The sequence below is a fragment of the Embleya sp. NPDC025285 genome, from assembly GCF_055558835.1.
On sequence record NZ_JBVHLU010000011.1, the window covers coordinates 1 to 24577 of the forward strand.

At 73.1% G+C, this 24577-nt stretch carries 12 protein-coding genes; 8 read left to right on the forward strand and 4 right to left on the reverse strand.

Annotated elements, in window-relative coordinates:
• Window positions 1-133 precede the first annotated feature (133 nt).
• Window positions 134-754, forward strand: coding sequence for a TetR/AcrR family transcriptional regulator (locus ACZ4FV_RS09535; protein WP_395863906.1), 621 nt, complete (start codon window positions 134-136; stop codon window positions 752-754).
• A 129-nt stretch (window positions 755-883) separates the two neighbouring features.
• On the opposite strand, the gene ACZ4FV_RS09540 is transcribed toward ACZ4FV_RS09535, so the two are convergent.
• Window positions 884-1813: an NADP-dependent oxidoreductase gene (locus ACZ4FV_RS09540; RefSeq protein WP_395863904.1), complete on the reverse strand. Its 930-nt coding sequence runs from the start codon at window positions 1811-1813 to the stop codon at window positions 884-886.
• 128 nt (window positions 1814-1941) lie between these two features.
• On the opposite strand from ACZ4FV_RS09540, the gene ACZ4FV_RS09545 reads away from it, so the two are divergent.
• From ACZ4FV_RS09545 to ACZ4FV_RS09560, 4 genes are all read left to right on the forward strand, one after another.
• Window positions 1942-2370 (forward strand): winged helix-turn-helix transcriptional regulator, encoded by a 429-nt coding sequence (locus ACZ4FV_RS09545; protein ID WP_395863902.1) that lies wholly within the window; start codon window positions 1942-1944, stop codon window positions 2368-2370.
• A gap of 312 nt (window positions 2371-2682) precedes the next feature.
• Entirely contained in the window at window positions 2683-3210 is a 528-nt protein-coding gene (locus ACZ4FV_RS09550) for a sigma-70 family RNA polymerase sigma factor (RefSeq protein ID WP_395863900.1), read from the forward strand.
• Window positions 3207-4415, forward strand: a complete 1209-nt coding sequence (locus tag ACZ4FV_RS09555; RefSeq protein WP_402232951.1) for a hypothetical protein — start codon at window positions 3207-3209, stop codon at window positions 4413-4415. The genes ACZ4FV_RS09550 and ACZ4FV_RS09555 overlap by 4 nt, the downstream gene beginning before the upstream one ends.
• Before the next feature lie 218 nt (window positions 4416-4633).
• The gene (locus ACZ4FV_RS09560; protein WP_465322307.1) at window positions 4634-9301 is read left to right on the forward strand and encodes an FtsK/SpoIIIE domain-containing protein; all 4668 of its coding nucleotides are present in this window, start codon (window positions 4634-4636) and stop codon (window positions 9299-9301) included.
• Window positions 9302-9386: 85 nt separating this feature from the next.
• On the opposite strand, the gene ACZ4FV_RS09565 is transcribed toward ACZ4FV_RS09560, so the two are convergent.
• On the reverse strand, window positions 9387-9689 hold the full coding sequence (locus ACZ4FV_RS09565) for a hypothetical protein (RefSeq protein ID WP_395863894.1): 303 nt from the start codon (window positions 9687-9689) through the stop codon (window positions 9387-9389).
• Window positions 9690-9805: 116 nt separating this feature from the next.
• The gene (locus ACZ4FV_RS09570) at window positions 9806-10645 is read right to left on the reverse strand and encodes a hypothetical protein (protein ID WP_395863892.1); all 840 of its coding nucleotides are present in this window, start codon (window positions 10643-10645) and stop codon (window positions 9806-9808) included.
• 237 nt (window positions 10646-10882) lie between these two features.
• Here ACZ4FV_RS09570 and ACZ4FV_RS09575 point away from each other — a divergent pair, with 237 nt between their 5' ends.
• Genes ACZ4FV_RS09575 through ACZ4FV_RS09585 form a run of 3 tightly spaced genes read left to right on the forward strand, consistent with a single transcriptional unit; the run spans window position 10883 to window position 22458 of the window.
• Entirely contained in the window at window positions 10883-18625 is a 7743-nt protein-coding gene (locus tag ACZ4FV_RS09575) for an RHS repeat domain-containing protein (protein ID WP_465322309.1), read from the forward strand.
• A gap of 12 nt (window positions 18626-18637) precedes the next feature.
• Window positions 18638-21244 (forward strand): right-handed parallel beta-helix repeat-containing protein, encoded by a 2607-nt coding sequence (locus tag ACZ4FV_RS09580; protein ID WP_465322311.1) that lies wholly within the window; start codon window positions 18638-18640, stop codon window positions 21242-21244.
• A 29-nt stretch (window positions 21245-21273) separates the two neighbouring features.
• On the forward strand, window positions 21274-22458 hold the full coding sequence (locus ACZ4FV_RS09585) for a hypothetical protein (RefSeq protein WP_395863884.1): 1185 nt from the start codon (window positions 21274-21276) through the stop codon (window positions 22456-22458).
• An 80-nt stretch (window positions 22459-22538) separates the two neighbouring features.
• Here the strand turns inward: ACZ4FV_RS09585 and ACZ4FV_RS09590 are convergent, their stop codons facing one another.
• Window positions 22539-24320: a serine/threonine-protein kinase gene (locus tag ACZ4FV_RS09590; RefSeq protein WP_395863882.1), complete on the reverse strand. Its 1782-nt coding sequence runs from the start codon at window positions 24318-24320 to the stop codon at window positions 22539-22541.
• Between the last annotated feature and the right edge of the window lie 257 nt (window positions 24321-24577).

Consider the following 24577-nt stretch of genomic DNA (forward strand, 5'->3'; position numbering starts at 1 on the left):
CCCCCCCCCCCCCCCCCCCCCCCCCCCCCCCCCCCCCCCCCCCCCCCCCCCCCCCCCCCCCCCCCCCCCCCCCCCCCCCCCCCCCCCCCCCCGGCCGGCATACGTTGCCGGGCGCGGCACTAGGCTGACGACCGTGACCAGCAGCGCACCCGTACGCGAGCCACGCCAGCACCGCAGCCGCGTCACCCGAGCCAGGCTCCTGGACACCGCCGTCGAGGTCCTCGCCGAGTTGGGCTGGCTCGGCGGCACCGTCACCGTGGTCGCCGAGCGCGCGGGCGTCTCCCGGGGCGCCGTGCAGCACCACTTCCCCACCCGCGAGGACCTGTTCACCGCCGCGATCGACCACATGGTGACCGACCTGTTCGCCCGGATCCGGCTGGACGGCGCCCGGATCCCGCCCGGCCCCGAGCACACCGAGGCGGTGGTCGAGGCGCTCGTGTCGATGTTCCGCGGCACGCTCTACCGCGCCGCGCTCAACCTGTGGGCCGCCGCCGTGCAGGACGAGGCGCTGCGGGTCAAGGTGTTGCCGCTGGATCGGCGACTGTGCGCCGCGATGTACGACATGGCGGTCGACCTGCTCGCCGCGGACGTGTCCCGCCCCGGGGTGCCCGCCGCCGTGGAGGCGACCCTGTCCCTCGCTCGCGGCCTGGGTGTGCGGGACATGCTCGTCGAGGACGAGGCGACCCGACGGGCGATCGTACGACAGTGGGCCGGGTACCTGGGGTCTGTGCTAGCCGGTCCCGACGCGACCTGATCCGCCTCCGTGCCGCCTTCGACGAGGCGATCCACCCCGGGCCGCCCCGGCAACCGTGGGAGGCGCACGTGCCCGCCGGCCAGGACGCCGCACGCCCTGAGTCGAGCGCCTCGCCCCTCCCCCGCCCGGCTACGGCACCAGCACCAACCGTCCGCGCAGGCCGCCCGCCTCCAGTCGGGCGAACGCCTCGGCCGCGTCCGCCAGCGGGAAGGTCCGGGCCACCCGCAGGGTCAGCCCGCCCTTGTCGGCCAGCGCCGCGAGTTCGGCCATCCGCGCGCCGTCCGCGCGGATCCAGACCTGGTGCACCCGGGTCCCGCGCAGTGCCGGCGGCGCCGCGCCCGCGTTGACCGCGACGAACGCCCCGCCGCCGCGTACCGCGTCCAGCGCGTCCGGCCCGAGCATCGCCGCGTCCAGCGCCGCGTCCGCGCCCCCGGGCAACAACGCCCGGATGCGGTCCGCGAGTTCGGAACCGCGCTCGACGAACCACTCGGCCCCGACGCCGCGGAGGAAGTCCTCGTCCGCGGCACCCGCGACCGCCACCACGCGCACACCGCGCGCCGCCGCGAGTTCGACCGCGAAGGCGCCGACCGCGCCCGCCGCACCGGTCACCACCAGCGTGTCCCCGGCGGACAGGTCGAGCAGGTCCAGCCCCTGCCACGCGGTCAGCCCGTTCAGCGGGATGGTCGCCGCCGCCACCGGATCCAGGCCGGCCGGCAGCGGCCCGACCGCCTCCGCGTCCAGCACCACGAACTCGGCCTGCGCGCCCGTCCGTACATCCAGCCGGTCGCGCAGCCCGAGCACCGCGTCGCCGATCGCGAACCCGGTGACCCCCGGGCCGACCTCGGTCACCTCGCCCGCGACGTCCCAGCCCAGCCCGAACACCTCGCGAGCACCCACCAGGCCGAACCGCACCGGCGCGCCGTCCACCACCAGCAGATCCACCGGGTTCACCGTCGCCGCCGCGACCCGGATCCGCACCTGTCCCGGTCCCGGTTCGCGGTCGGGTGTGTCCACGACCTCGACGACGGGCGATCCGGCTCGGGCGATCACCGCACGCATGACACCACTCCCACGTTCCATGTGGCTGCGGGCCGGCCCTCCCGGCCCCTCGGTCGAAAACCTACGAAGAGCTACTCTCCAATGGAAAGCACGTACCTCGAAGTGCGTATGCCACCCGAAGGAGAGCCATGGCGACCCGTACCGCGGCCCAGCGCCGCACCGAGGCCCGCACCGCGTTCGACGCCTACATGGCGGACTGCCCGGCCCGCCGGCTCCTGGACGGGATCAGCGACAAATGGGTGAGCCTGCTGGTCAACGCGCTGGCGGACGGCCCGCTGCGGTACAGCGACCTGTCCCGCCGGGTGGCCGGGGTCAGCCAGAAGATGCTCACCCAGACGTTGCGCAACCTCGAACGCGACGGCCTGGTCACCCGCACGGTCACCCCGTCGGTCCCGGTCCGGGTCGACTACGCGCTCACCCCGCTGGGCGAGAGCCTGCTGCCGCTGATGCTGGCCATCAAGACCTGGGCCGAGGAGCACATCCCCGAGGTGGATCGGGCACGCGAGCGCTACGACGCGGAACACCTCGCACCGAGCGGGACCCCGGGCGCGATCTGACAGCCCCTCACCGGCCCCGCCCGCATCGGGCACGATCCGACACGCCCTCACCGGCCCCGCCCGCGACGGCCGTTCGCGCCGCGCGGCCCGGGCCCGCGTCCTCGTCCCCCACCGCACGGGGGTGACCTGCCACTTCGCCGACGTCCGAGGCACAGCGCGCTTGTGTTCGGGTCGCACGACGGCGGGTCACCAGCGGTCCGCCAGAACATCGCCGACTGTTCATTTTCCGTCCCGCCGAGGGTGTTTCCGGCTCCATATCGTGATCTTGACCGGCGGAACGGACGCCGGCCGAACCCCTCGAGGAGCCCTGTCGTGTCGCCTGGCCGTGAGACCCACGAGCGCGAACGGCGGATCGAAATGCTGATGGCGGAGAGCACGCCGCTGCGCAGGTACGTGAGCGGCATCCTGGGCACGGACCTGCACACGGTCGAAGACGTGGTCCAGGAAACGCTGTTACGGGCCTGGGAGGCGGCGGACCGCCTGGACTGGGACGGCAGACCGATCCGGATGTGGCTCTTCCGGGTCGCCCGCAACCTGGCCGTGGACGCCCGACGGCGCAACCGGTCGCTGCCGGTGGGCATCGATCCCAGCGAGTTCGTCGGATTGCCCACGGTGCCCGATCCGGCCGCGACAGTGGTGGATCGTTGCGTACTGGTGGGGGCGTTGCGCGCGCTCGCGCCCTCGCACCGCGAGGCGGTCGCCCAGGTGCATCTGCTCGACCGCAGCGGCGCGGACGTCGCGCGTGCCCTGGGGATACCGCGCGGGACGGTCAAGTCCCGTACCTACCACGGGATCGCGGCCATCCGTCGGGAGCCGGCCGCGATCGAGGAGAGCGGATGACAGGCTCCGAGGACCTCGCCATGCGGGTCGCCGGATACGACATGACGACCCTGCTCGGCTACACCGGGATCGCCGTCCTCGTGTTCGCGCTCGCCCACTGGGCCGCCATGCGGCGCGGCGGCTGGCGCTTCGTCCGCCGCCGGTTGCGCCGCGAGATCGCGTTGACCGTGGCCGCGTTCGCCGAGCCGGTCACCGCTTTCACCCGCTATCGGCGGCGGCGCCGGCTGCTGGTGCGGGCGCTGCGCGGGCCGAGCACCTGGACCGACGCCGAGCACGCGCTACAGCTCGCGGCGACCGTGTCGGCGAGCGCGCGCCCATACGCGGCCCTGGTGGAGCGCGACGTGGTGGGCGTGCTGGTCGCCTGCGGGCCGGACCTGCCCGAGCCCGCCGAGCCGTGGGCCGTGGACGAACTGGACCCCCGGCTGTGGTGGATCGCTCGGGCCGACCTGGAGGCCGGCCCGGGTCCGGCGCCGCTCCTGGTCGCGGTCGGCATCCGCCGGGACGCGGTGGTCTTCCTCGACCTGCTGACCGGCCCGCGGGTGCTCGCGGTGTCCGGTGAACGGCGCGGCACGCGGGCCACGTTGCAGGCCCTCGCCGCCCAGCTCGACGCCCGGCTGCCGGCAGGCGCGGTCACCGTCGCGGAAGGGGTGCACGCCCGACACGCGGGACCGACCCCCGCCGAGGCGTTCGCCCGCGCGACCACCGCCGCCGCGACCCGCCGGCATCCGCAGGTCGTGGTGTGCGCGGACACGCCGGACGTGCCGAGCGCCTCCCCGGTGTCGGTGCTGACCCTGGGTCGACCGCGGGGCCACGCCCGGCTGTTGGCCGTGTCGCCGACCGGTGCGCTGCTCGTGCACGGCACCCCGCTGCGGGTCGACGCGCGGCCGTTGCCGCGGGCCGTGGCCGCGGCGGTGTGGCAACTGCCGCCGTGGCCCACCGAGGACGCGGCACGCCGGGCGCCGATCGCCGCGGACCCGGACCTGGGGCTGGATCCGGACCGGGACCTGGACTCGGCCCTGGACCCGGTGAGGAACCCGGCGCCTGCCCCGACGGTCCCGGTCTCGGCCCCGGGCGCGACAGCCGAGCCGGCCTCGCCGATCCCGGCCTCGTCTATGGCCCCGCCCTCGACCCCGTCGGTCCCGCACGACGACCTCGACGAGCCCGCCGACACCGACAAGCCGAGCGGCGTCTCCGTCGACGCGTAGGGACGCGCACGACGCGCACTGCGCGCAGGACCCGCACGACGCGCGGACACGTAAAGAACGCGTAGAAACTCGTGGCGACGCGCACCGACGCGTCACCCCGCCTTCACCGCGCCGGACGGCCCGACCCTCGTGGGTCGGCCCGTCCGGCGTTCGCTCGCTTCCCGCCCCAGGCCGTACTTCGGCCCGAACCCGCCGCCCACTCCCAGGAGCACGCCAACGTGAGACTCACCGTCACCACCGTGGACGCCGAGGACGGCCTGCGCCGCGACCACCTCGTGGACCTCCCACCCGGGAGCATCGTGGCGGACCTCGCGATCGCGGTGCGCCGCCAGGCCGCTCCCTCCGCGACTCCCACGGCGGACGGCGCCGCGCCGGCCGACCTGGGCGCGTTCCTGGACGGCGCCGCGCCGACGGCCGGGCAGACCCTCTACCTCGGCACCGACCCGATCGACCCGCAGGCACCGCTCACCGTCTCCGGAATCCGCGAGGCCACCGTGCTGGGCCTGGGCGCGCCGGCCGCCGAGCCCGACCTCGTGCACGCCCCCCGCCATCCCCGGGACCCGCAGACCCTGGTCGAGGTACACGCGGTGTCCGGGCCGTTCACCGGCCGGGTCTGGCCGCTGGGTCCGGGCAGCCACGAGATCGGCGCGGACGAGGGATGCGCGATCCGGCTGCCGGTGGCAGGCGTACCGCCTCGCGGTTTGTGGGTCACGGTCTGTCCGGACGGCAGCGCGTACTGGCACCGCACCGTCCCCGACGACGGCACCGTGCACGGCCGCGAGGTCGCGCCACCGCCCACGGACGCGATCACCGCCGCCGCGGCGCTGCCTCGCAAGCACGAGGAACGCATCCTCGAGGACGAGCGCGAGGCGGACCTCAAGGTCGAGCGGGAGAGCGCCAGGATCGCCCCGCCCGAGGGACCGGTGCTTCGGGCCCCCGCGCCGCCGGGCACCGACTGGACACCCAACGCCGATCTGGTCGTGGGCCCGTCGCTGCTCCGGTTGTCCCGGCCGGTCGAACCGGACGCCGACGTCACTCCCTCCGAGGACGGCATCGGGCTGGACTACAACCGGCCGCCCCGGATCGCCCCGCACCTGGACGCGGAGAAGATGCGGCTGCCCACGCCGCCGGTGGAGCCGAACCGGCTGCCGTTCCCGCTGCTGGTGATGATCGCCCCGCTGGTGATGGGCCTGGCGATGGTCTGGTTCTTCCATTCGTACTTCTATCTCATCTTCTGCATCATGAGCCCGTTCATGGCGATCGCGAACTGGATCTCCGGTCGCCGCGGCAACCGGGTCAAGCACCAGCTCGACGGGGTCCACTACCGGCGCCGGTTGCGCGTGCTGCACGACGACATCCGGACCGCCGTACGGCGCGAGCGCATCGTGCGCGGCGAGGTGGGTCCGGACCCGGCCGCTGTCGCGCTGATCGCGACCGGCCCGGGCGCCCGGTTGTGGGAACGGCGCCGGCGCGATCCCGACCACCTGGTGCTGCGCATCGGCACGGTCGACCAGCCCTCGGTCAAGGAGGTCGAGGACCCGGCCCGGGACGAACACCACCGCGTCGCCCGGTGGACCCTGCCCGACACCCCGATCGGCATCGAGATCGCCGACCACGGCGTGCTCGGCGTGGCCGGCCCGACCGAGCCGGTCCAGGCGTTGGCCCGTTGGCTGGTGGTCCAGGCCGCCGTCCTGCACAGCCCGCGCGACCTGCGTGTCGTAGTGCTCACCGCCCCGGACCGGATCGCCGACTGGGCCTGGGTGCGCTGGTTGCCGCATCTGCGCCCGCAGTCCCGCTCGGCCGCGCCGGTGGTACTGCTCGGCACCGACCCGGAGTCCACCGCGAACCGGATCTCCGAACTGGTCGCACAGATCCAGAGCCGCCGGCGCAGCCTGGGCTCGTCGATGGGTCAGGCCATGTTCAGCGGCCCCGACATCCTGGTGATCGCCGACGGCGCCCGGCAGTTGCGCGAGGTGCCGGGCATGGTCCAGGTGCTCACCGAAGGTCCCGCCACCCGCGTGTTCAGCGTGTGTCTGGACGAACGCGAGCGGCTGCTGCCCGAGGAGTGCACGGCCGTCGTACTGGCCGCGGGCCGACACCTGACGGTCCGCCAGACCGGACTGCCGGATGTCGCGGACGTGCGGGCCGATCACGTGGACGCGCCGTGGTGCGAACAGGTGGCCCGCTCGCTCGCGCCGCTGCGCGACGTCAGCCCCGAGCACGACAGCGGCCTGCCGCAGACCGTCAAGCTGCTCGACCTGCTCGACGTGGAACCGCCGAAGGCCGAACAGTTCCTGGCCCGTTGGGCCCGTCGTCCGGCCTCGACCACCTTCGTCCTGGGCGCCGGGTACGACGGCCCGCTGCGGATCGATCTGGTCCGCGACGGTCCGCACGGCCTGATCGCCGGCACCACCGGCTCGGGCAAGTCCGAGTTGTTGCAGAGCTTCGTCGCGGCACTCGCGGTGGCCAACCGCCCGGACGAGCTGACCTTCGTCCTGGTCGACTACAAGGGCGGCAGCGCGTTCAGCGAGTGTGCCGAACTCCCGCACACCCTGGGCATGGTCACCGACCTGGACGAGCACCTGGCCGCCCGGGCGCTCGACTCGCTCGGCGCGGAACTGCGGCGTCGCGAACACCTGCTGGCGAACGTCGGCGCCAAGGACCATCCCGAGTACCGGGGCAAGCGGGCCGCCGATCCCGGTCTGGCGCCGCTGCCCCGACTGATCCTGGTGATCGACGAGTTCGCCACCCTGGTGCGCGAAGTACCGGACTTCGTCGCCGGTTTGATCAACATCGCCCAGCGCGGTCGCTCGCTGGGCATCCACCTGGTACTGGCCACCCAGCGGCCGGCCGGCGTGGTCACCGGCGACATCCGGGCGAACACCAACCTGCGGATCGCCCTGCGGGTGACCGACGGCGGCGAGAGCCAGGACATCATCGACACCGCCGAGGCCGTGCACATCTCCGCCTCGACCCCGGGGCGGGCACTGATTCGCACCGGCCCGAACGCGGCCGTCCCGTTCCAGGCCGCGTGGGTGGGCGCGGAACGACCGGTACCCGGTGTCGCCCGCAAGGAGGGCGCGACCCGCTCGGTCCGGGCCACCGAACTGACTCTGACCGGCCTGGGCCGCCCCGCGTCGCTGCCCACGCCCGACGAGGGCCCGGACACCGTGGACGCGCCCAACCCCACCGACCTCAACGCACTGGTCCTGGCGCTGCGCGAGGCGGCCGAGGCGCTGCCGGACTACACCCGCCAGCCCAGCCCGTGGTTGCCCGCGCTCGCCGAACGGGTGTTGCTGGGCGACCTGCCCGACGTGGAGCGGGCCGACGCCGACGCGCACGCCTCCTCCCCGCCGCCCATCCCCTACGCGCTGGAGGACGTCCCGCAACTCCAGGAGCAGCGGGTCACCACCGTCGACCTGTCCACGTTCGGCCACTTGTACGTGATCGGCTCGCCGCGCTCGGGCCGCACTCAGGTGCTGCGCACGATCGCCGGTGCCGCGGCGGCCGGCACGAGTTGCGCCGACGTGCACCTGTACGGCATCGACGCGGGCGGCGGCGGACTGGCCGCGGTGGAGGCCCTGCCGCACTGCGGCGCGGTGGTGTCGCGACACGACATGGAACGGCTGGGCCGGCTGCTGAACCGGCTGGTCCGCGACCTGACCGAGCGCCAGGAGTTGTGCAGTTCGCACAACGCGGCCGGCCTGGTGGAGTTGCGCCGACTGCTCCCGGCGGCCGAGCGTCCCGCGCACATCCTGGTATTGCTGGACGGGTGGGACGCGCTGGTCGGGCTGCTCGACGACCACGACGGCGGCCGGCTCGTGGACGACGTGATGCGTCTGCTGCGCGAGGGCGCCGCGGCCGGGATCCACATCGTGGCGACCTCCGAACGCGGGCTGCTCAGCGGCCGGTTGGCCGCGCACAACGACCACAAGTTGTTGTTGCGCCAGGTCGACCGCACCGACTACCAGATGGTCGGCATGCCGGTGCGCAAGGTGCCCGCGGTGATCCCGCCCGGTCGGGGCTGGCACGCGTTGTCGCAGACGGAGTCGCAGATCGCGCTGCTCGCGGCCGATCCGAGCGGGCAGGAACAGGCCGAGGCGCTGCGCCGGATCGGCGCCGAGGCGACCGCCCGCGACGCCGGTGTGCCGCGGGTGCGGATGCCGGTGCGGATCCCGACGCTGCCGCGCGTGGTCGAGTTCGCCACCGCGTACGAGCAGGTGCCGGCCGAGTGCCGGCGCCCGATGTGGGGCCTGCTGGGCATCGGCGGCGACAGTGCCGAGCCGATCGGGGTGGACTTCACGACCAAGTCTGTATTCTGCGTGATCGGGCCCTCCGGCACCGGGCGCAGCACGGCCCTGGCCTCGCTCGCGGTGTCGTTGCTCGCGGGCGGTACGTCCCTGGTCGTGCTCACCCCGCGCGAGTCGCCGCTGCGCGCGCTGGGGCAACACCCGCAGGTACGGCTGCTGACCGACGAGGATCCGCCCGCCGAGGACGTCGAGCGCGCCCTGGCGGAGTTGTCCGGCCCGCGCGTGGTCGTCGTCGACGACGCCGACCTGCTCGGGATGCCCGCCGCCGACCGGGTCCTGCGCGACCTGGCGATCGCCGGTCGCGACCGCGGCCAGGGTCTGCTGTACGCGGGCTCCTACGACGCCTTGCAGGTGGCGATGGGCAGTTGGCTCAGCGCGGCCCGCCGCGGCAGCCGCAACGGGCTCCTGCTCGCACCGAAGAACCTCCAGGAAGGCGACATGGTCGGCATCCGGCTGCCCACGAACGTGGTGCGCGCGGCGCCGTCCGGCCCCGGCCGGGCATGGACCGCGGGCCCGGGCAACGCGCCGATGGCGGTACAGGTGCCGCTGACGGTACTGCGGCCCGCGGCCGGTTAGCGCGCGGCGAGGAAGTCCACCGGGCGAACGAGTTCGGGCCGCGTCCCCCACCGGGGAACGCGGCCCGAGTCTTGTCGCGGCAGGCTCAGTTCTTCTTCAGGTTCTTCGCCATCTCCACGTCCATCTCGTGCATCTGCGTCCTGATCTTGGCGAACATGTCGGAGAAGATCTGGATGCCGTCGATGGCCGCGGTCAGGCTCGTGTCGAACTTCGCGTACGCGTCGCGCATGGCCGGGCTCGACTCCTTGAAGACCATGCCGTTGTCGAGCAGGCCGTTCACGTCGGTGAGCAGGGTCTTGATCATCGGGGTGATGTTCTCGCGCGCCGTCTTGAGCTTTCCGGCGACCTCGTCGATCCGAGCGAAATCGAGCGCGATATCGGCGGCCATGGGTTCCTCCAGGGGAGATCGGGCTCACCGCGGGGGTGCGGCGAACCGGGTGATACGGGGGTAGGGCAGGCGGTCGGGCAGGCGGGGGCTCTCGGGGAAGCCGGGGTCGGGTGGACTCAGTCGCGTCGGGGACCGCGACCACCACCGCCGGCGCCACCGCCGGGTACGGGCTTCTCCGGCGGCGCGGGAGTGACGTCCTTCCACTCGTGCTTGCCGTCGACCCGCGTGTAGATGTGCGTCTTGCCCTCGGAGTCGACCACCTTCTGGGTGCCGCCGCCGTCCTTGTTCAGGTGCGTCTCGGTGGTGGTCACGCCGCCGTCGGGCGCGGTGGACACGGTCGTGTAGTTCAGCCGGTCCGCGTCGTACGTGGTGACCGACGTGTAGGTCTGGCCGTTCGAGGTGACCTTGGTCTCCTCCTTGATCACGTTCCCGTTCGCGTCCAGGGTCAGGTGGGTCTCGATCCGTCCGCCGTTCGGCGTGGTGATCACCTGGTCCAGAGGCGGCTTGTCACCGGGGTCGGTGGCCTTGCAGAACTCGGGAAACGTGCCGTCGGGGCCGGGCTTGGCGCACTCCGCGAGGTGCTCCTGCTTGTATTTCCAGGCGCTGACCTTGTTCCGCCACTCCTCCAGGCCCATCGTCGCGCCCATCACGCCCAGGCCCTCGGTGATCTGCGCGTCGGCGGTGAAGAACGCGTCGCCGACCTTGCCGAAGCAGTCGCCGAGCTTCTTCAGCAGGTCCTCGGCGCGGGTCATCGGGCCCTTGGACAACCGGTACAGCGAGCGGAACGACGCGGCCAGCGTCGGGTCGCCGAACACCGCCTGGGCCTCGGTGTATCCACCGTTGCCCAGGGTTGCGAAGTCGCTGGACTTGAGCGTGGGCGAGATCCGGTCGGCGAGCTCGTACAGGTCCTTCTTGGCCTCGCTCAGCGTGCTGTAATCCAGCGCGAAGTCGACCACGTCCGCTCCCGTCGGGCATCGCGGATCCACCGACCGGATCCGTCGCCGTGACCACGCCCGGGTCGGGTGCGCGGTTCATCGCCCGGTCGGGAAAGTGCGCGCGAACCGATCGAAGCCGGTCGCTCGCGGGCGGGTGAGCGCGCCCGCGCGGTCGATCCCGTTGGCCGATGAACCAACCGACCGGCTCGGGCGTGGTCCGGGCGAGGTCCGGCGAGCACGGCGAGGAGACGACGGGTCATGGGCAATCGCCCCACCGACTGGAACGCGATCGGATTGAGTACCGATCCGACCCCGGGTGACCCCGTCCGACTGCGCGCGCTGGTCGACTCGATGGACAGCCTGGGACGCGTCGCCCGCGAGATCGACTCGGGCCTGAACTCGGTCCTGGACAAGACCGGGAAGGGCGCCTTCGTCGGGCAGACGGCGGACGCCCTGCGGGACCGGATCAGCGGCCCGTTGCGTGAGTTCGTGCAGAGCATCGCCGACGCGTTCGAGAACTCGGCCAAGTCGATGCGCACCTACGTCGACGTGATGGAGACCCAGCAGCGGATCGCCGACACCGCGCTGGCCAACGGCCGCGGCCTGACCGCCGAGGATCCCAACCGCGCCCAGTACGGTACGACCGCGCGCGACGCGGGCACGGCCCAGCGCACCCAGGCCCAGACCACCGCGAAGGTGGTCAACACCGCGGCGGCCGGCATCAAGCAGCCGGTGACCGACTGCGAGTTGTTCTGGGAGGCCTTCAACTGGCTGGCGATCCTGCTGATCCTGCCCGCGCTGCTGCTCGGCGGACCGCTCGCGCTGCTGGCGATCGGGGTGAACCTGGTCCTGTTCGTCAAGACCGCGGTGGACTTCTCGCAGGGCAAGGCCGGCCTGCTGGACCTGTTCCTGTCCGGTCTGGGGATGATCGCGCCGACCACCAAGGGCATCAACCTGCTCAAGCTGTTCAAGGACGGCGCGAAGTTCGTCTGGAACGGCTTCGCCAAATTCGGCCAGTCCGCGTGGAAGTTCGTCAAGGGCACCTTCAACGCGGGCGCGTTCCGCTCGTTCGCGTTCATCCCGGCGATCAAGGACTTCGCCCGACTCGCGGGCAACTGGATCAAGGTCGGCGGCCTGTGGGTCGGCGCGGCGGCGCTGAAGATGCCCTCCTGGATCCGCTCCACGCTCGGCAAGGGCGGCCTGGCCGTGGTCAACGGCTTCAAGGCGATCCCGGCCCTGTTCCGCGGCATCCCCGGCGCGCTCAAGGGATTCGCGGGCAGCACCTGGACGTTCGCCAAGAACCAGTTGGGCGGCACCAAGTGGCTGCGACTGATCCTGCCGGTGGACGCGGCCGAGATCAGCAGGTTCGGGCTCAAGCGCGCGCTGCAGATCGGCTTCTACGAGCGCGGTGTGCTCGGCAAGTTCCGCTACGGCGCGCCACTGCTGAGCGCGGGCGGGCGTGGCCTGAGCCAGATCCCGACGCCGCCGCTGCACGGCGTGAACGCCTTGACCGACATGCCGGTGGCCGATCTGGCCCGGATCCGGATCGGCGACTGGGCAGGTCCCGGCCCGGGCGGGATCAACCTGAAGAGCCTGGCGCCGCCGACGAACCTGACCGTGACCTCCCCGGGCGGGTTGCACATCCCCACCTCGTTCGGCGAGGTGATGCAGTTCGCGCCGGACGCGGTGCGCAGGATGGACGCGCTCCTGGACATCGGGGCGCGCGACCTGCGGATGGTGCAGATCGGCGACTGGGCCAAGCTGCCGACGCCGGCGGGAAGCGGCCGGATGGAGCTGACCGGGGTCGGCTCGATCGGCCAACTCGCCCCGACCAACGCCGCCGCCGGCGCCGTACACGCGCTGCCCACCCCGGGCACGCTGCCCGCCGTCACGCACACCCCGTCGCTCACCTCGCTGTCCGCGCTCGACCTGGTCCAGAACGGCGCCACCCACCGCCCGAACACGCCGTCCCTGCTCACCGGCGGCGGTCCGGGCGGCACCACCACCGGCGTCGGGCACCTGGCCAACCCGAACCTGACCACCCCGACCCTGAACGGACCGGCGCTGACCAACCCGGGCCTGACCGGAGGCCACGGCCTGACCGCACCCGGGGTACACCCGCAGGTACAGCTCAAGCCGGTCGAGTTCGGCGCGACGAGCGGAGTGTCCACGCCGTCCCCGGCCACGCTCGCGGGCGGCCCGCAGCCGACCGCGCCGATGCCGGACCACGTCGGGAGTGCGCTGAACCTGCTGGACCACGGTCCGAGCACGCCGATCCGCGTCCTGGACTCCCCCGCCAACGCCGGCGCGCCGCCGCCACCGCACGCCCCGGGCTCGGCCGGCCGGCCGGTCTCCGGGCCGCCGACGTCGAGCCCACTCGCGGTCGCGCCGGCTCCGCCGCCGCCCGGCGCGGGCCTGGTCGGCCCGGGCAACCGGCTCGCCCCGGGCCGGTTGGAGCAGTTGTGGCAGCGGGACGCGGATCGCATCGGCGCGCTGTTCGGCGCCGCCGACGACCCGCTGCGCACGAGCCGCGTCGAGGCCTGGCGCGACCTGGCCTCGGCGCGCAACGAACTGGGCCGGGCCCAGCAGGTGTTGCACGATCTGGAGATCCGCCCCGGCGGCGGATCCAAACCGTCCGCGTTCGAGCGGGACGCGCGGCTCGCGGTGGATCACGCCTCGACCAAGGTGGAGACCGCGCTCACCCGCCTGGACCGACTCGGCGTGGATCCGGCCCGGATCGACAAGGGCATCGCCCAGGTCCAGGCGCAGAGCCTGCTGGAGCGCCCGAGGCTGGTCGGCGGCAACCCGTACGGCCCGCACAACGGCATGGGCGACCTGCCGACGACCTCGACCACCGGCGTCTCGCACACCCCGACCACGCCGGTCGCGGGCGGCCTCGCGCAGCCGACCCCGGACATCCCGCTGCACGTCGGCCCAGGTACGAACGGCCTGGACGGCCTGTCCATTCGCACCGGGTTCGACGAGGCCGGCAACCCACGGCACTCCCTGGTGGGCGCGGACGGTGGCGCGCCCGGCACCGGGCCGGTCCTGGAGGTGCGCGGGAGTTCGGGCTTCGCCGTCCGCCACCCGGACGGCACCGTGCACGGGTTCGGACCGGCGGGTGAACCGCTCACCACGCATGTGCCGTTGCGTGGTCAACCCTCGGGTCTGACGCTGCTCACGGAGTATCACGGCTCGGGACCGACAACCCACACGCTCGTCGACGCCCGTGGCACGCGCGTTACCGAGTCACTGGTCACCTCCGACGCACACGGCTTCCGGGTCACCGATCCGACCACCGGCTCCAGTACCCGCTACCGGGTGGACGGCAGCGTCCTGGATCGGGGCACGGCACTGGCCGGTCCCGGCAACCCGCGCTTCGTGGTCACCGACGGCACCACCCACAGGCTCACCGACGTCCTCGGCAGGCCCTTCCCGGACCACGCCGTCACCGGCGTCGACGGCCACGGCTTCCGGGTCACCGACACGACGACCGGTGGGACCGCCCGTTACAACGCCCGCGGGGTCCTGGTCGAGAGCGGAACGGCGCTCGACGGCCCGCGCGGAGCACACTTCCTGGTCGAGAACGGCACCGAGAACCTCCGCCTGACCGACGTCCACGGCCGGCCGATCCCCGACCACACCCTCACCTCGGTCGACCACGGCAACGGCCTGCGCGTCACCGACACGAGCGGCAACACCTCGACCCGCTACAGCCGTGACGGCTCCATCGAGCACAGCACCCGACTCGGCGGCAACGACACCCACTTCGTCGTCGACCACGGCAACGGCCGACTCACCCTCACCGACCTCGACGGCCGACCCATCCCCAACCGCGAAGTCACCGCGATACAGGACGGCTACCGCGTCACCGACCCCACCACCAACACCTCCATCCGCTACAACACCACCGACGGCTCCATCGAGCACAGCACCCGACTCGGCGGCAACGACACCCACTTCGTCGTCGACCACGGCAACGGCCGACTCACCCTCACCGACCTCGACGGCCGACCCATCCCCAACCGCGAAGTCACCGCGATACAGGACGGCTACCGCGTCACCGACCCCACCACCAACACCTCCACCCGCTACAACACCACCGACGGCTCCATCGAGCACGGCACCCCGTTGCGCGCCGGCGCCGATGAGACCCACTTCGTCGTCGACGCGGGCAACGGCCGACTCACCCTCACCGACACCCACGGCACGCTCGTTCCGGGCCGCGAAGTCACCGCCGTACAGGGCGGTTACCGGGTCACCGACAACGTCGGCGGCGCGTCCGTGCGCTACACCGCCGACGGCGCCGTCGCCGAGCGCGGCATCGCGTTGGGCGGCGCGGGCGATCCGCGTTTCGTGGTGGCCGAGGGCACCGGACATCGGCTCACCGACACGCACGGCGTTCTTCGACCCGAGGTCGTGCAGACCCACCCCGGCGGCGGCTACCGCGTCGAACCGCAGCCGGGCGGAGCCCGGACGTACGAGCGGTTCGACGCCGGCGGCAACCCGGTCGGGAGCGGCCAGGAGTTGTTCGACGCGGCGGGCACCCGAATCGGGTACGTGGACCGTCCGACGGCCGGGCCCGCCCTGATGCTGGACAACGCGTTCGATCCGGGCTCCGCGCGGTCCGCGACCTCGACCCCGGACGGGATCCGGGTCGACGACGCGCATGGCGGCCACCGGGTGTTCGACAACAACAGCGGCGCGTTGACCCACGAGACGATCGTCCTGCGCGATCCGTCCGCCGCCGCGCCCACGGCGCGAGTGACGGTGGATCACGCGACCGGCGCCGCGCCGACGGTGCACCTGGTCGAGGCGCCGGGCGTACCGGGGCCGGCCCGCACGGTGACCAGGGATCCGGTCACCGGTGAGCTGCGCGTCACGATCAACGAGCCGAACAGCCCGCGCCACGGTGAGTTCCGTACCCACGGTAACGACGGATCGCTCGGCCACGAGGGCTTCAACGTCCTCAGGGACGGTCGCCGCACGGACCACCAGTACGTGGTGGATCAGCACGCCCGTACCTGGCGGCAGGAGTACCGCGATGGCGTGACCCCTCCGGCCGATGTCAACAAGCCCGCCGGCTTCGAGCGCAACGGCTTCGAGCGCGGCACCGTCGACGCGAGCGGCGCCGCGAACGGCGGTATCAAGCTCAAGTCGGCCACGCCCGGCAAGGTCGACGTGTTCGAGCGCCGACTGCTGCCCGGTGGCAACACCCTCGACGCGTTCCGCCGGACCGACCTCAGCGGGTTCGGCAGCACGAGCAGGCGCACCACGTGGGTCGAGTACGGCGTGGATGGCGCTGTGGCCAACTCCGGTACCCGCAGGTTCGATACGTCCGGCTTCGGGTGGCAGGACGTGGATTCCGGCGGCTCCGTGGTTCGCGAATCCCGGGACACATTGCAGAAGTTCGACGGCAAGGCCGGTCACACGCTGGGCATCGAGGGCGACACGGGCTGGACCTGGCACCGCTACGACGCAACGGGCAACGAACTCGCGCACGGCCCGCGGACACCGCACGCCGACGGCGGGTGGAGCGACCGGACCATCGCGCGGCCCGACGCGCACGGCAACACACCCGCCCGCGGCGACCTGGTCCAGAAGCAGTGGGGGCCGCTGCACTCGCCGAACAACGCGCGGCACTATGTCGAACACCCGTTGGCCAGGCCGACCGATCCCGCACACACGACCTGGGACGTGCAGCCCTCCTGGGACAAGCAGTCGCCACAGGGCAAGGAGTCCGGCAAGCACGAGGTCAAGGCGGACGGTTCGACCTTCACCACGAACCGGGTCTCCGAGCAGCGCCCGCCGCAGTGGGCCCGCCGCATGCTCGGCGACGGCGGCACCCAACCCACCGGCATCCACGCCTTCCTCGGCCCGGACACCCGGTACCAGATGTTCGCGTGGGAGAAGACCACGCCGAATCCGGCGGGTGGCGAGCCGTTGTCGCACTCCGGTGCCCGGTTCGTCGGCGACGACGGGGGCTACGTCGACATCCACGCCGACGGGACCTTCGCCCGCTCGCAGACCAAGCTGCACAGCGGGTCGACGCTCAAGGTCGGCGACACCGTGGCCCCGCACCCGAACGCGCCGGCCGGGTCGGTGCCGTGGAACGACGGCGGCACGACCGGCTACCGGATCGAGACCCCGGGCGGTGCTCCGGGCGACGCGGTCTGGCAGGACATCCGGTTCGCCGCCGACGGCACCGACCCGAGGGTGGTCCGCGAGGGCTTCGCGAACGGGAACGTGCGCGAGTACAACGCCCCCCAGCCGCACCACGACCCCGCCGGCAACCCGGTCGCCGACCCGAACGCCAACTGGGTGCAGCGCGACGGCCACGGCTACCCGACCGGGCAGCGGCACACCTGGCCGACCGCCGACGGCACCGGGCAGGTCACGGTCACCGCGGCCGGGAAGCCGACCGCGCGGACCTGGGACTGGCAGGCGGTCGACTCCAACGGAAACGTCACGGAGGGCAAGCGGGTTCTCTTCCGCGGCTCGGACGATCCCAAGTTGCCGTTCGACGACTCCTTCCGCGACTTCGACGCACGGAACAACCTGGTGCGCGAGCGGCGGATGCTCGACGGCGGCAAGTACGTCGACGCGTGGCGGACCGAGACCGACGGCTGGAAGTGGCAGAAGTTCGGCCGAAACGGCGCGGAGACACCGCACCCCCGTGCCACCGGGCAAACGGGTGAGCAGGTCAGGACCTGGTGGAATCCCGAGGGCGGCGCCAACGGCCGATGGGAGCCGCATCCGACCGACCACAAGAACCTGCTCTTCCGCGACGAATACCGACCCTCCACCGGTGCGAACGTGGTGGTCCGGGAAACCCCGCCGCACATCGGCGACAGCGCGCCCGCTCGGGTGCGCGAGTACCACCCCGGCGGCGACACGACGCCCGCCCCCGGCACGTGGAAGGAGTTCGACCACGGCTCGGCGGTGCGTACCCGCGAGCAAATGCCGGACGGCACCTACCTGGAGACCGACGCGTGGCGCGGCCAGTGGCGGCACTACAGCGCGGGCGACCATCTGCTCGGCCGGCGCACCGACGGTGGTGTGGTGATCACCACCGACTCGCTGGGCCGCTGGCAGGCGATCGGCACCGAGTACGACTTCCGCGGCCCGTTGAGCGAACTGCGCGGCTGGGGACGGCGGATCCGCGAGGGGCAGCGCATGCCGTGGACGGACGGCCGGCAGGGCATCGACGCGACGCGGTTCCGCGGCGCGTTGCAGGGGTTGCCGAACATCCCGGCCACCGGCGCGATCCGTCTGGCCGAGGCCGCCTACCAGCCGTACTGGTCGGTGATCGCGAAGAAGGCCCTCTTGGAGTTCGGGCAGGAGTTCGTCATCGAGTTCGCCGCGAACCTGATCGCCAACGGCATCAACGCGGCGATCAACAACAAGCCGTTCACCGGGAAGGACGTGCTCAAGTCGTTCGCGAACGCGGCGGTGGGCTCCGCGGTCAAGACCACGCTGGGCACCTTCATCCACGAGAACAGGCTCACGCACACCCGCTGGATGGGCGACACCAAGAGCGGTCTGGGCAACATCGACGGCGGCAAGCACTGGAGCCGTCGCCCGGGCAACCACGACAAGACCTGGGCCAACGAGTGGGCGGGCAACGAGACGCCGATCCGGTGGCGCAGCGGCACCTACGACTTCGGCTTCAACGTCGGCCTCGGCGGGATCACCGGGTGGGTCAACGGCGCGATGAACGCCTCGGTGTGGGGGATCACCGGCGCCGACGGCCTCAACCACAAGCTGACCGGCTGGGACGCGTTCCTGGACGGCGGACTGTCCGCGTTCTCCGGCATGTTGAGCAACGGCAGCGTGGCACTGGCGCGCAACGTCGCGCTCAGTGGCGCGGGCGGGCGGTTGTTCCACCGGCAGGGCTTCAACGAGTTCGTCCTCAACATCGCCTTCAAGTCGCTCGAGAAGGTCTTCAGCGGCTGGCTCACGCCGACGCTGCGGGGCGCCATCCATCCGTACTGGTACTAGAAGAGCAGAAGGGTGCGTAGCGCACAGGTGTCGAGCATCGACCATCGAGGGAGCGGCACCGGGCCGGCGGCTGTCCGGGTGGCCGCCAAGGGACGCGGCACGCATCGCCGGATCGCGGACGCGGTCCTGGCCGCGTCCCCCGGCGCGACCGTGTGGGTCGCCGCCGGCCACTACACCGAATCCCTGCTGCTGGCCCGGTCGGTGACGCTGTGTCCGGAACCGGGCGGCGGCGAGGTGGTGCTGACCGCGACCGACCGGGGCCCGGCGATCACCGTGGACGCGGCGGACTGCGTGGTGCGCGGGTTGAGCGTGCACGGTGCGGGCACCGACGCGCCGGCGGTCAGCGTGGGTCCTGGCGCGGGCCTGATCCTGGCCGACTGCACGGTGACGGGCGGCCGGATCGAGGTGCGCGGCGGGCCGGACCGGCCCGACGGGGACGGCGCCGATCCGGACCTGGACGCCGCGCCGACGGCCGCCGGGAGCACCTCGGCGCTGCTGCTCACCGGCACCCGCGTGCGCGGCGCGCGGCTCGCGGGCCTGCATGTGTCCGGTGACGCGCGGGCCCGGGTCGAGGACGTCGAGGTGCGCGCTATCGAGGGCACCGGAATCGTGCTGTCGGGTGATGCGCGGGTGGGCGTGGCGCGGCTGCGCCTGGAGGCCACGTCCGGCTCGGGCATCCGGCTGCGCGGCCGGGCGATGTTGCGGCTGACCGATTCGGTGCTGCACGGCTGCGGGCGGGTGGGCCTGCTGCTGGAGGACGCGTCCTCGGCCGTGGCGGGCGAAAGCCGGGTGAGCGCGCCGGGCGCGGCCGGCATCCGACTCGGCGGCAGCGCCCGAGCCGAGTTGACCGACTGTCGCATCCTGGACGCCGCCGCGGCCGGCATCGTGCTCGACGGCACCGCGCGGGTGGTCGCGCAGGGCTGCGCGGTGCGCCGCTCGGCGACCAACGGCGTGCTGCTCACCGAGGGCGCGGGCGCCGACCTGACCGACTGCCGGATCCTGGACTCCGGCTACGGCGCGGTGCACGCCGCCGGCACCGCCGTGCTCAAGCTGGCCGACTGCCGGGTTCGGGGCACTCCCGAGCATGGCGTGCACACCGCGGACACCGCCCGGGCCGAGCTGACCGACTGTACGGTCTCGGCCGCCGCGATGACCGGGATCGCGGTCACCGGCCGGTCCTCGGCGGCGCTCTCCGGCTGCCTGGTCGCGGATACCGCGACCGGGATCGGGATCGGTTCGCCGACCGGGTCGCGGGTGTCCGGCTGCACGGTGCGCGCGGCCGGGCGGACCGGGATCGAGGTCACCGGCGAGGGCGTCGCCGAGTTGGCCGGCAACCGGGTCACCGGCGCGGGCGCCGCGGGCATCGTGTTCGACGCGGGTTCGCGGGCCGAGCTGGCCGGCGGCTCGATCGAGGACTGCACCGGCTCGGGCCTGGTGGTGTGGACCGGCGCCCGTCCCACGGTGCACGGTCTGCGGATCGAACGGCCGGGCAAGAACGGCCTGTATGTCGCCGAGCGGGCCGGCGGCACCTTCACCGGGTGCGACGTGATCGGTGCCGGCTACGCGGCGCTGCACGTGGGCGGCGGCGCGGATCCGCTGTTCCGCCGCTGCCGGGTGCGCGAGTGCACCGACGACCTGAGCACGGACCCGAACGCCGCGCCGGTGTTCGACGACTGCGATCCCGCGCTCGGCGCCGGCACCGACGCGCGGCTCGTGACCGCCGCGACCGCGGGCGCCGCGCCGGGACCTTCGGCCGGCGCCGCGTCCGTGCCGGAGTTGCCCGACGTGGTCGAGGAGAGCCTGCCCGACCTGCTCGCCGAACTCGGCGAGCTGGTGGGCCTGGACGGGGTCAAGCGCGACGTGGCGTCGATGGCCAAGCTGATGCAGACGGTCCGGCTCCGGGTCGAGGCCGGGCTGCCCGCGCCGCCGCTGAGCCGGCACCTGGTCTTCGCGGGCAACCCCGGCACCGGCAAGACAACGGTGGCACGGCTGTACGGCCGGCTGCTCAAGGCGCTCGGACTGCTCGGCCACGGCCACCTGGTCGAGGTCGACCGCAGCGCGCTGGTCGGCGAGTACGTCGGCCACACCGGGCCCAAGACCGCCGCCGCGTTCAACCGGGCGATCGGCGGCGTGTTGTTCATCGACGAGGCCTACTCGTTGTCGCCGCTCGCCGGCGGCAACGACTTCGGCTCCGAGGCGATCGCCACGCTGGTGAAGCTGATGGAGGATCACCGCGACGACGTCGTGGTGATCGCCGCCGGATATCCCGACGACATGGACCGGTTCGTGTCCTCCAACCCGGGCCTGGCCTCCCGATTCACCCGCACGCTGCTGTTCGAGGACTACGACGCCGAGCAGCTCGTGGCCATCGTCGAGCACCAGGCGGAGCGGCACCGCTACGAACTGACCCCCGCCGCGCGCGCCGAACTGCTCGCGCTGTTCGCCGGCATGACCCGCGGCGGCGGCTTCGGCAACGGGCGATCGGCCCGGCAGGCGTTCCAGGAGATGACGGAACGTCAGGCCGGCCGGGTCGCCGAACTCGACAACCCCGACGCGGCCCAACTGATCGCCCTGGAGGTCGCGGACCTGCCCGCGTCCCTCGCGGGCGCGACCGCGTGAGCATCCTCCCCCCGACACCTGGAGTCCCCGTGCCCGCCAACAACCGCCCGCACAACGGTGGTTCCCCCGACGACCCGAACGGCTTCGCGGCCACCTTCGCCCGCCGACCCGGCGCAGGCGCCCGAGGCCCGGTGCCCGGCCTGCGGGTCTGGGGCACGATCGGCGGCGCCGCGGCGCTGACCACCGGCGCGATCGTGCTGGTGCCGCTGCTGGCCGCGCCTGGCACCACCCCCTCGCACCCGCGCCGCGATGTGCAACACGTCGCGGCGAACGCCGCGTTGCCGGGCACTCCCGCCGGCTGGGGCTCCCCGGGTAGCGCCGAACCGGCCCCGGTCGAGGGGGTTCCGGTCGGTGCCGACGGCACGCCCGTCGCACCGCAGGGTCCGCCCGGCGGTGCGCCGGTCGGCTACCAGCCGGGCGGCGTGCCGGGCACCGGGGCGGGCGGCTCGGTGGCCTACAACGGCGGTGCGGCCGGCGGGGGCGGTGGCGCGGTGGCCGGCGGTGGCGCGGGTGGCGGCGGGGGCGGTGGTGGGGGCGGCGGTTCCACCGTCCCCGGGGCCGGCGGGTCCACTCCGGGCGGTCCGGTCGCCGGCGGTGGCAGTGGCGGCAGCACGTCGGGGGCCAAGCCGCCGGTGCCGCCGCCGAGCACTCCGGCCAAGCCGCCGGTCGCCCCGGCCCAGGGGCCGCAGCAGGTCTACAACGGCTATGCCGGGCTGGGTTGTTCGAACTCGGGCGCCGGGTTCCGGGTACAGGGCGACTACAGCGACGGCAAGGAAGGCTGGTACAAGGTCGGCAGCGGCGGCCTGGGCACGGCCGGGTGCGGGGACGACTTCTGGGCGATCCCGATGTCCGGTTCCAAGACCAAGGACGATGCCGGCGTCGCGGCGGTATGGACCTGGAACGCCGGTGCCAAGGCCAAGAGTTGCTCGGTGCAGGTGTACGTGCCCGGCGGCTCCACCTGGCGCGACGCGGCCGGCAAGCCCGCGTTCTACCAGGTGCTGGACACCGACAGCGGTTCCGCTCCGGTCCGGTCCACCTTCACCGTCGACCAGACCGCGCACCGCGGCGCCTGGATCCAGGGCGTGAGCCTGCCGGTCAAGGACGGCAAGGTCGTGCTGCGCATGGTCAACCGGGGCGAGGACTGGGTGGGTTCGGACAAGACGTACGCGCACCTGGCCGCGGGCCAGGCGCGGGTGCTCTGCTACGACCGCTGACCCGACCGCTTCCGTCGGCCGCTTCCCGCCGGCCGGGCCCTTCGCGGCCCGGCCGGCACCGGCCTTGCACGGTGCGCCGCTCAGCGCGGGTACATCTTGACGACCTTGCCGTCCAGGTCGGCCCGCAGATAGCCGCCCCCGTAGTCGTCGCTGACGTAGATCTTCAGCGCCGGCACCCGGTCGATCAGTCCGATGTCCAGGATCACGTAGTGGTTCTTGGGCGTGGTGATGCCCAGTTCCTTGTCGGCCTTGGCCATCAGTGCCGGGAGCGCGTCCCAGTTGACCTTCGTCAGGTCGATGGTCTTGTCGTCCCGGTCGGTCCCGGAGCCGGATTCCTTCTTGGTGACGCCGTCGCGGTAGGAGAAGCGGTCGTACAGGCGGGCGTTGCCGGCGACGGGCGCCTCCGTGAAGGCGTACTTGTCGTAGACGTTGAGTTCCTTGACCTTGGTGCCCCCGATCACCGGGGCCATCGCCTCGATCAGGCCGCGGATGGCAGTGGGGGTGAGCAGGTTCACCGTCTCCGCGGGGGGCTTGGTGGTGCGCGTCGCCGACGGCCGGGTGGGTATCGAGTCCACCGGGATTCCCGGCACGGAGGGCGACGGGGTGGGGCGCGCGCTGTCGCTGCCCTGCTTGCCGGCGCCGGCCTTCTTGTCCGAGTCCGAACCCGTGTCGCCCAGTTGGGAGGCCAGGACCAGCGCGACCAACCCGCCGACCAGGGCGGTGCCGACCGCCGAACCGGCGATGATCCGGGTTCGGCGGGCCCGCTGCCGGTCCGGCGATTGCGGTTCGGCCGGGGTGAACGGCGTCGCATAGCGCGAGGAAGGCGGTACGGACGACGGCGGCGGGGTCGACGATGCCTGCCAGGAACCGGAGTTCGCCTCCGCGCCGACCCGGTCCGCGCCCGACCAGGCCGGTCCGGTGTCCGCCGCGCGACCGCCGCCGAGGTCGGCCGGCTGCCAGGCGAGGGCGTCGGCGACCGGCAGCGCCGAGGTGGTGTGTTGTGACGAGGGCCGCCCGGTCGGCTCGCCGGCCGCCTCGGCCAAGAGCCGGTCCAGGTGCGCCGCGTCCGGGCGGGCCGCGGGATCGCGGACCAGCAGCGCCTCCAGGACCGGGGTCAGCGCACCCGCGCGGATCGGCGCCGGCACCGTCTCGGTCAACACCGCGGCGAGCGTGGCCAGGCTGGTCGCCCGACGCAGCGGATGTTGCCCCTCGACCGCCACGTACAACATCATCCCCAGCGACCACAGGTCGGACGCGGCGTTGTCCTCCTCGCCGCGGATGCGCTCGGGCGCGATGTACTCGGGTGAGCCGATCAGGTCCCCGGTCGCGGTCAGACTCGTCGACTCGCGCAGCGCGGCGATACCGAAGTCGGTCAGCACCGGGCTGCCGTCGGCGCGCAGCAAAACGTTGCCCGGCTTGACGTCGCGGTGGTGGATCCCGGCCGCGTGCGCGGCGCTCAGCGCGGACAGTACGCCCCGGCCGATCGCGGCGGCCTCGACGGGCGGGATCGGCCCGGCCGTCAACCGGTCGTGCAGCGAGCCGCCCGGAACCAGCTCCATCACCAGCCACGGGTGCGGAACCTCGGCGGCATCCACGATGTGATGGATCGTCACCACGTGTGGGTGATTCAGCCGGGCCAGCGACCTGGCCTCGCGCAGCACCCGCTCGCGCAACATCCGCGCGGCGGTCGGATCGTCCTCCAGCAGCGCCGGGTCCGGCGGCCGGACCTCCTTGAGCGCGACCTCGCGTTCCAGCGCCAGGTCACGCGCCCGCCAGACCAATCCCATGCCGCCACCACCGAGCCGCTCCAGCAACTCGAAGCGGCCGTCGATCACGCGTCTGCCAGGTACACCCGGGGTCATGCGGCACACCCTACAAATCCGGACTCCCACACCGGCAATCGCCGGCCGCATCGTGGGCAATTCCCTCGCCGGAACCCACCCGTCGCCCCGCCAAACGCCCCTCCCCCACCCCGCCATGCGAACCCCTACACACCGCCCCGGAGCCCAAGGCTCGCCCACCGGATTGCACGGCCGCGCTCAGGGACACTGCGCCCCACCTCGACCCGCCATGCGAGCCCCTACGCACCGACCCGGGGCCGAGGCTCGCCGGCCAGGTT

Coding starts and splice junctions, on each gene's coding strand:
- ACZ4FV_RS09540 (WP_395863904.1), bottom strand. CDS start 1,813: ATGCGTGCGGTGATCGCCCGAGCCGGATCGCCCGTCGTCGAGGTCGTG.
- ACZ4FV_RS09565 (WP_395863894.1), bottom strand. CDS start 9,689: ATGGCCGCCGATATCGCGCTCGATTTCGCTCGGATCGACGAGGTCGCC.
- ACZ4FV_RS09555 (WP_402232951.1), top strand. CDS start 3,207: ATGACAGGCTCCGAGGACCTCGCCATGCGGGTCGCCGGATACGACATG.
- ACZ4FV_RS09590 (WP_395863882.1), bottom strand. CDS start 24,320: ATGACCCCGGGTGTACCTGGCAGACGCGTGATCGACGGCCGCTTCGAG.
- ACZ4FV_RS09545 (WP_395863902.1), top strand. CDS start 1,942: ATGGCGACCCGTACCGCGGCCCAGCGCCGCACCGAGGCCCGCACCGCG.
- ACZ4FV_RS09575 (WP_465322309.1), top strand. CDS start 10,883: ATGGGCAATCGCCCCACCGACTGGAACGCGATCGGATTGAGTACCGAT.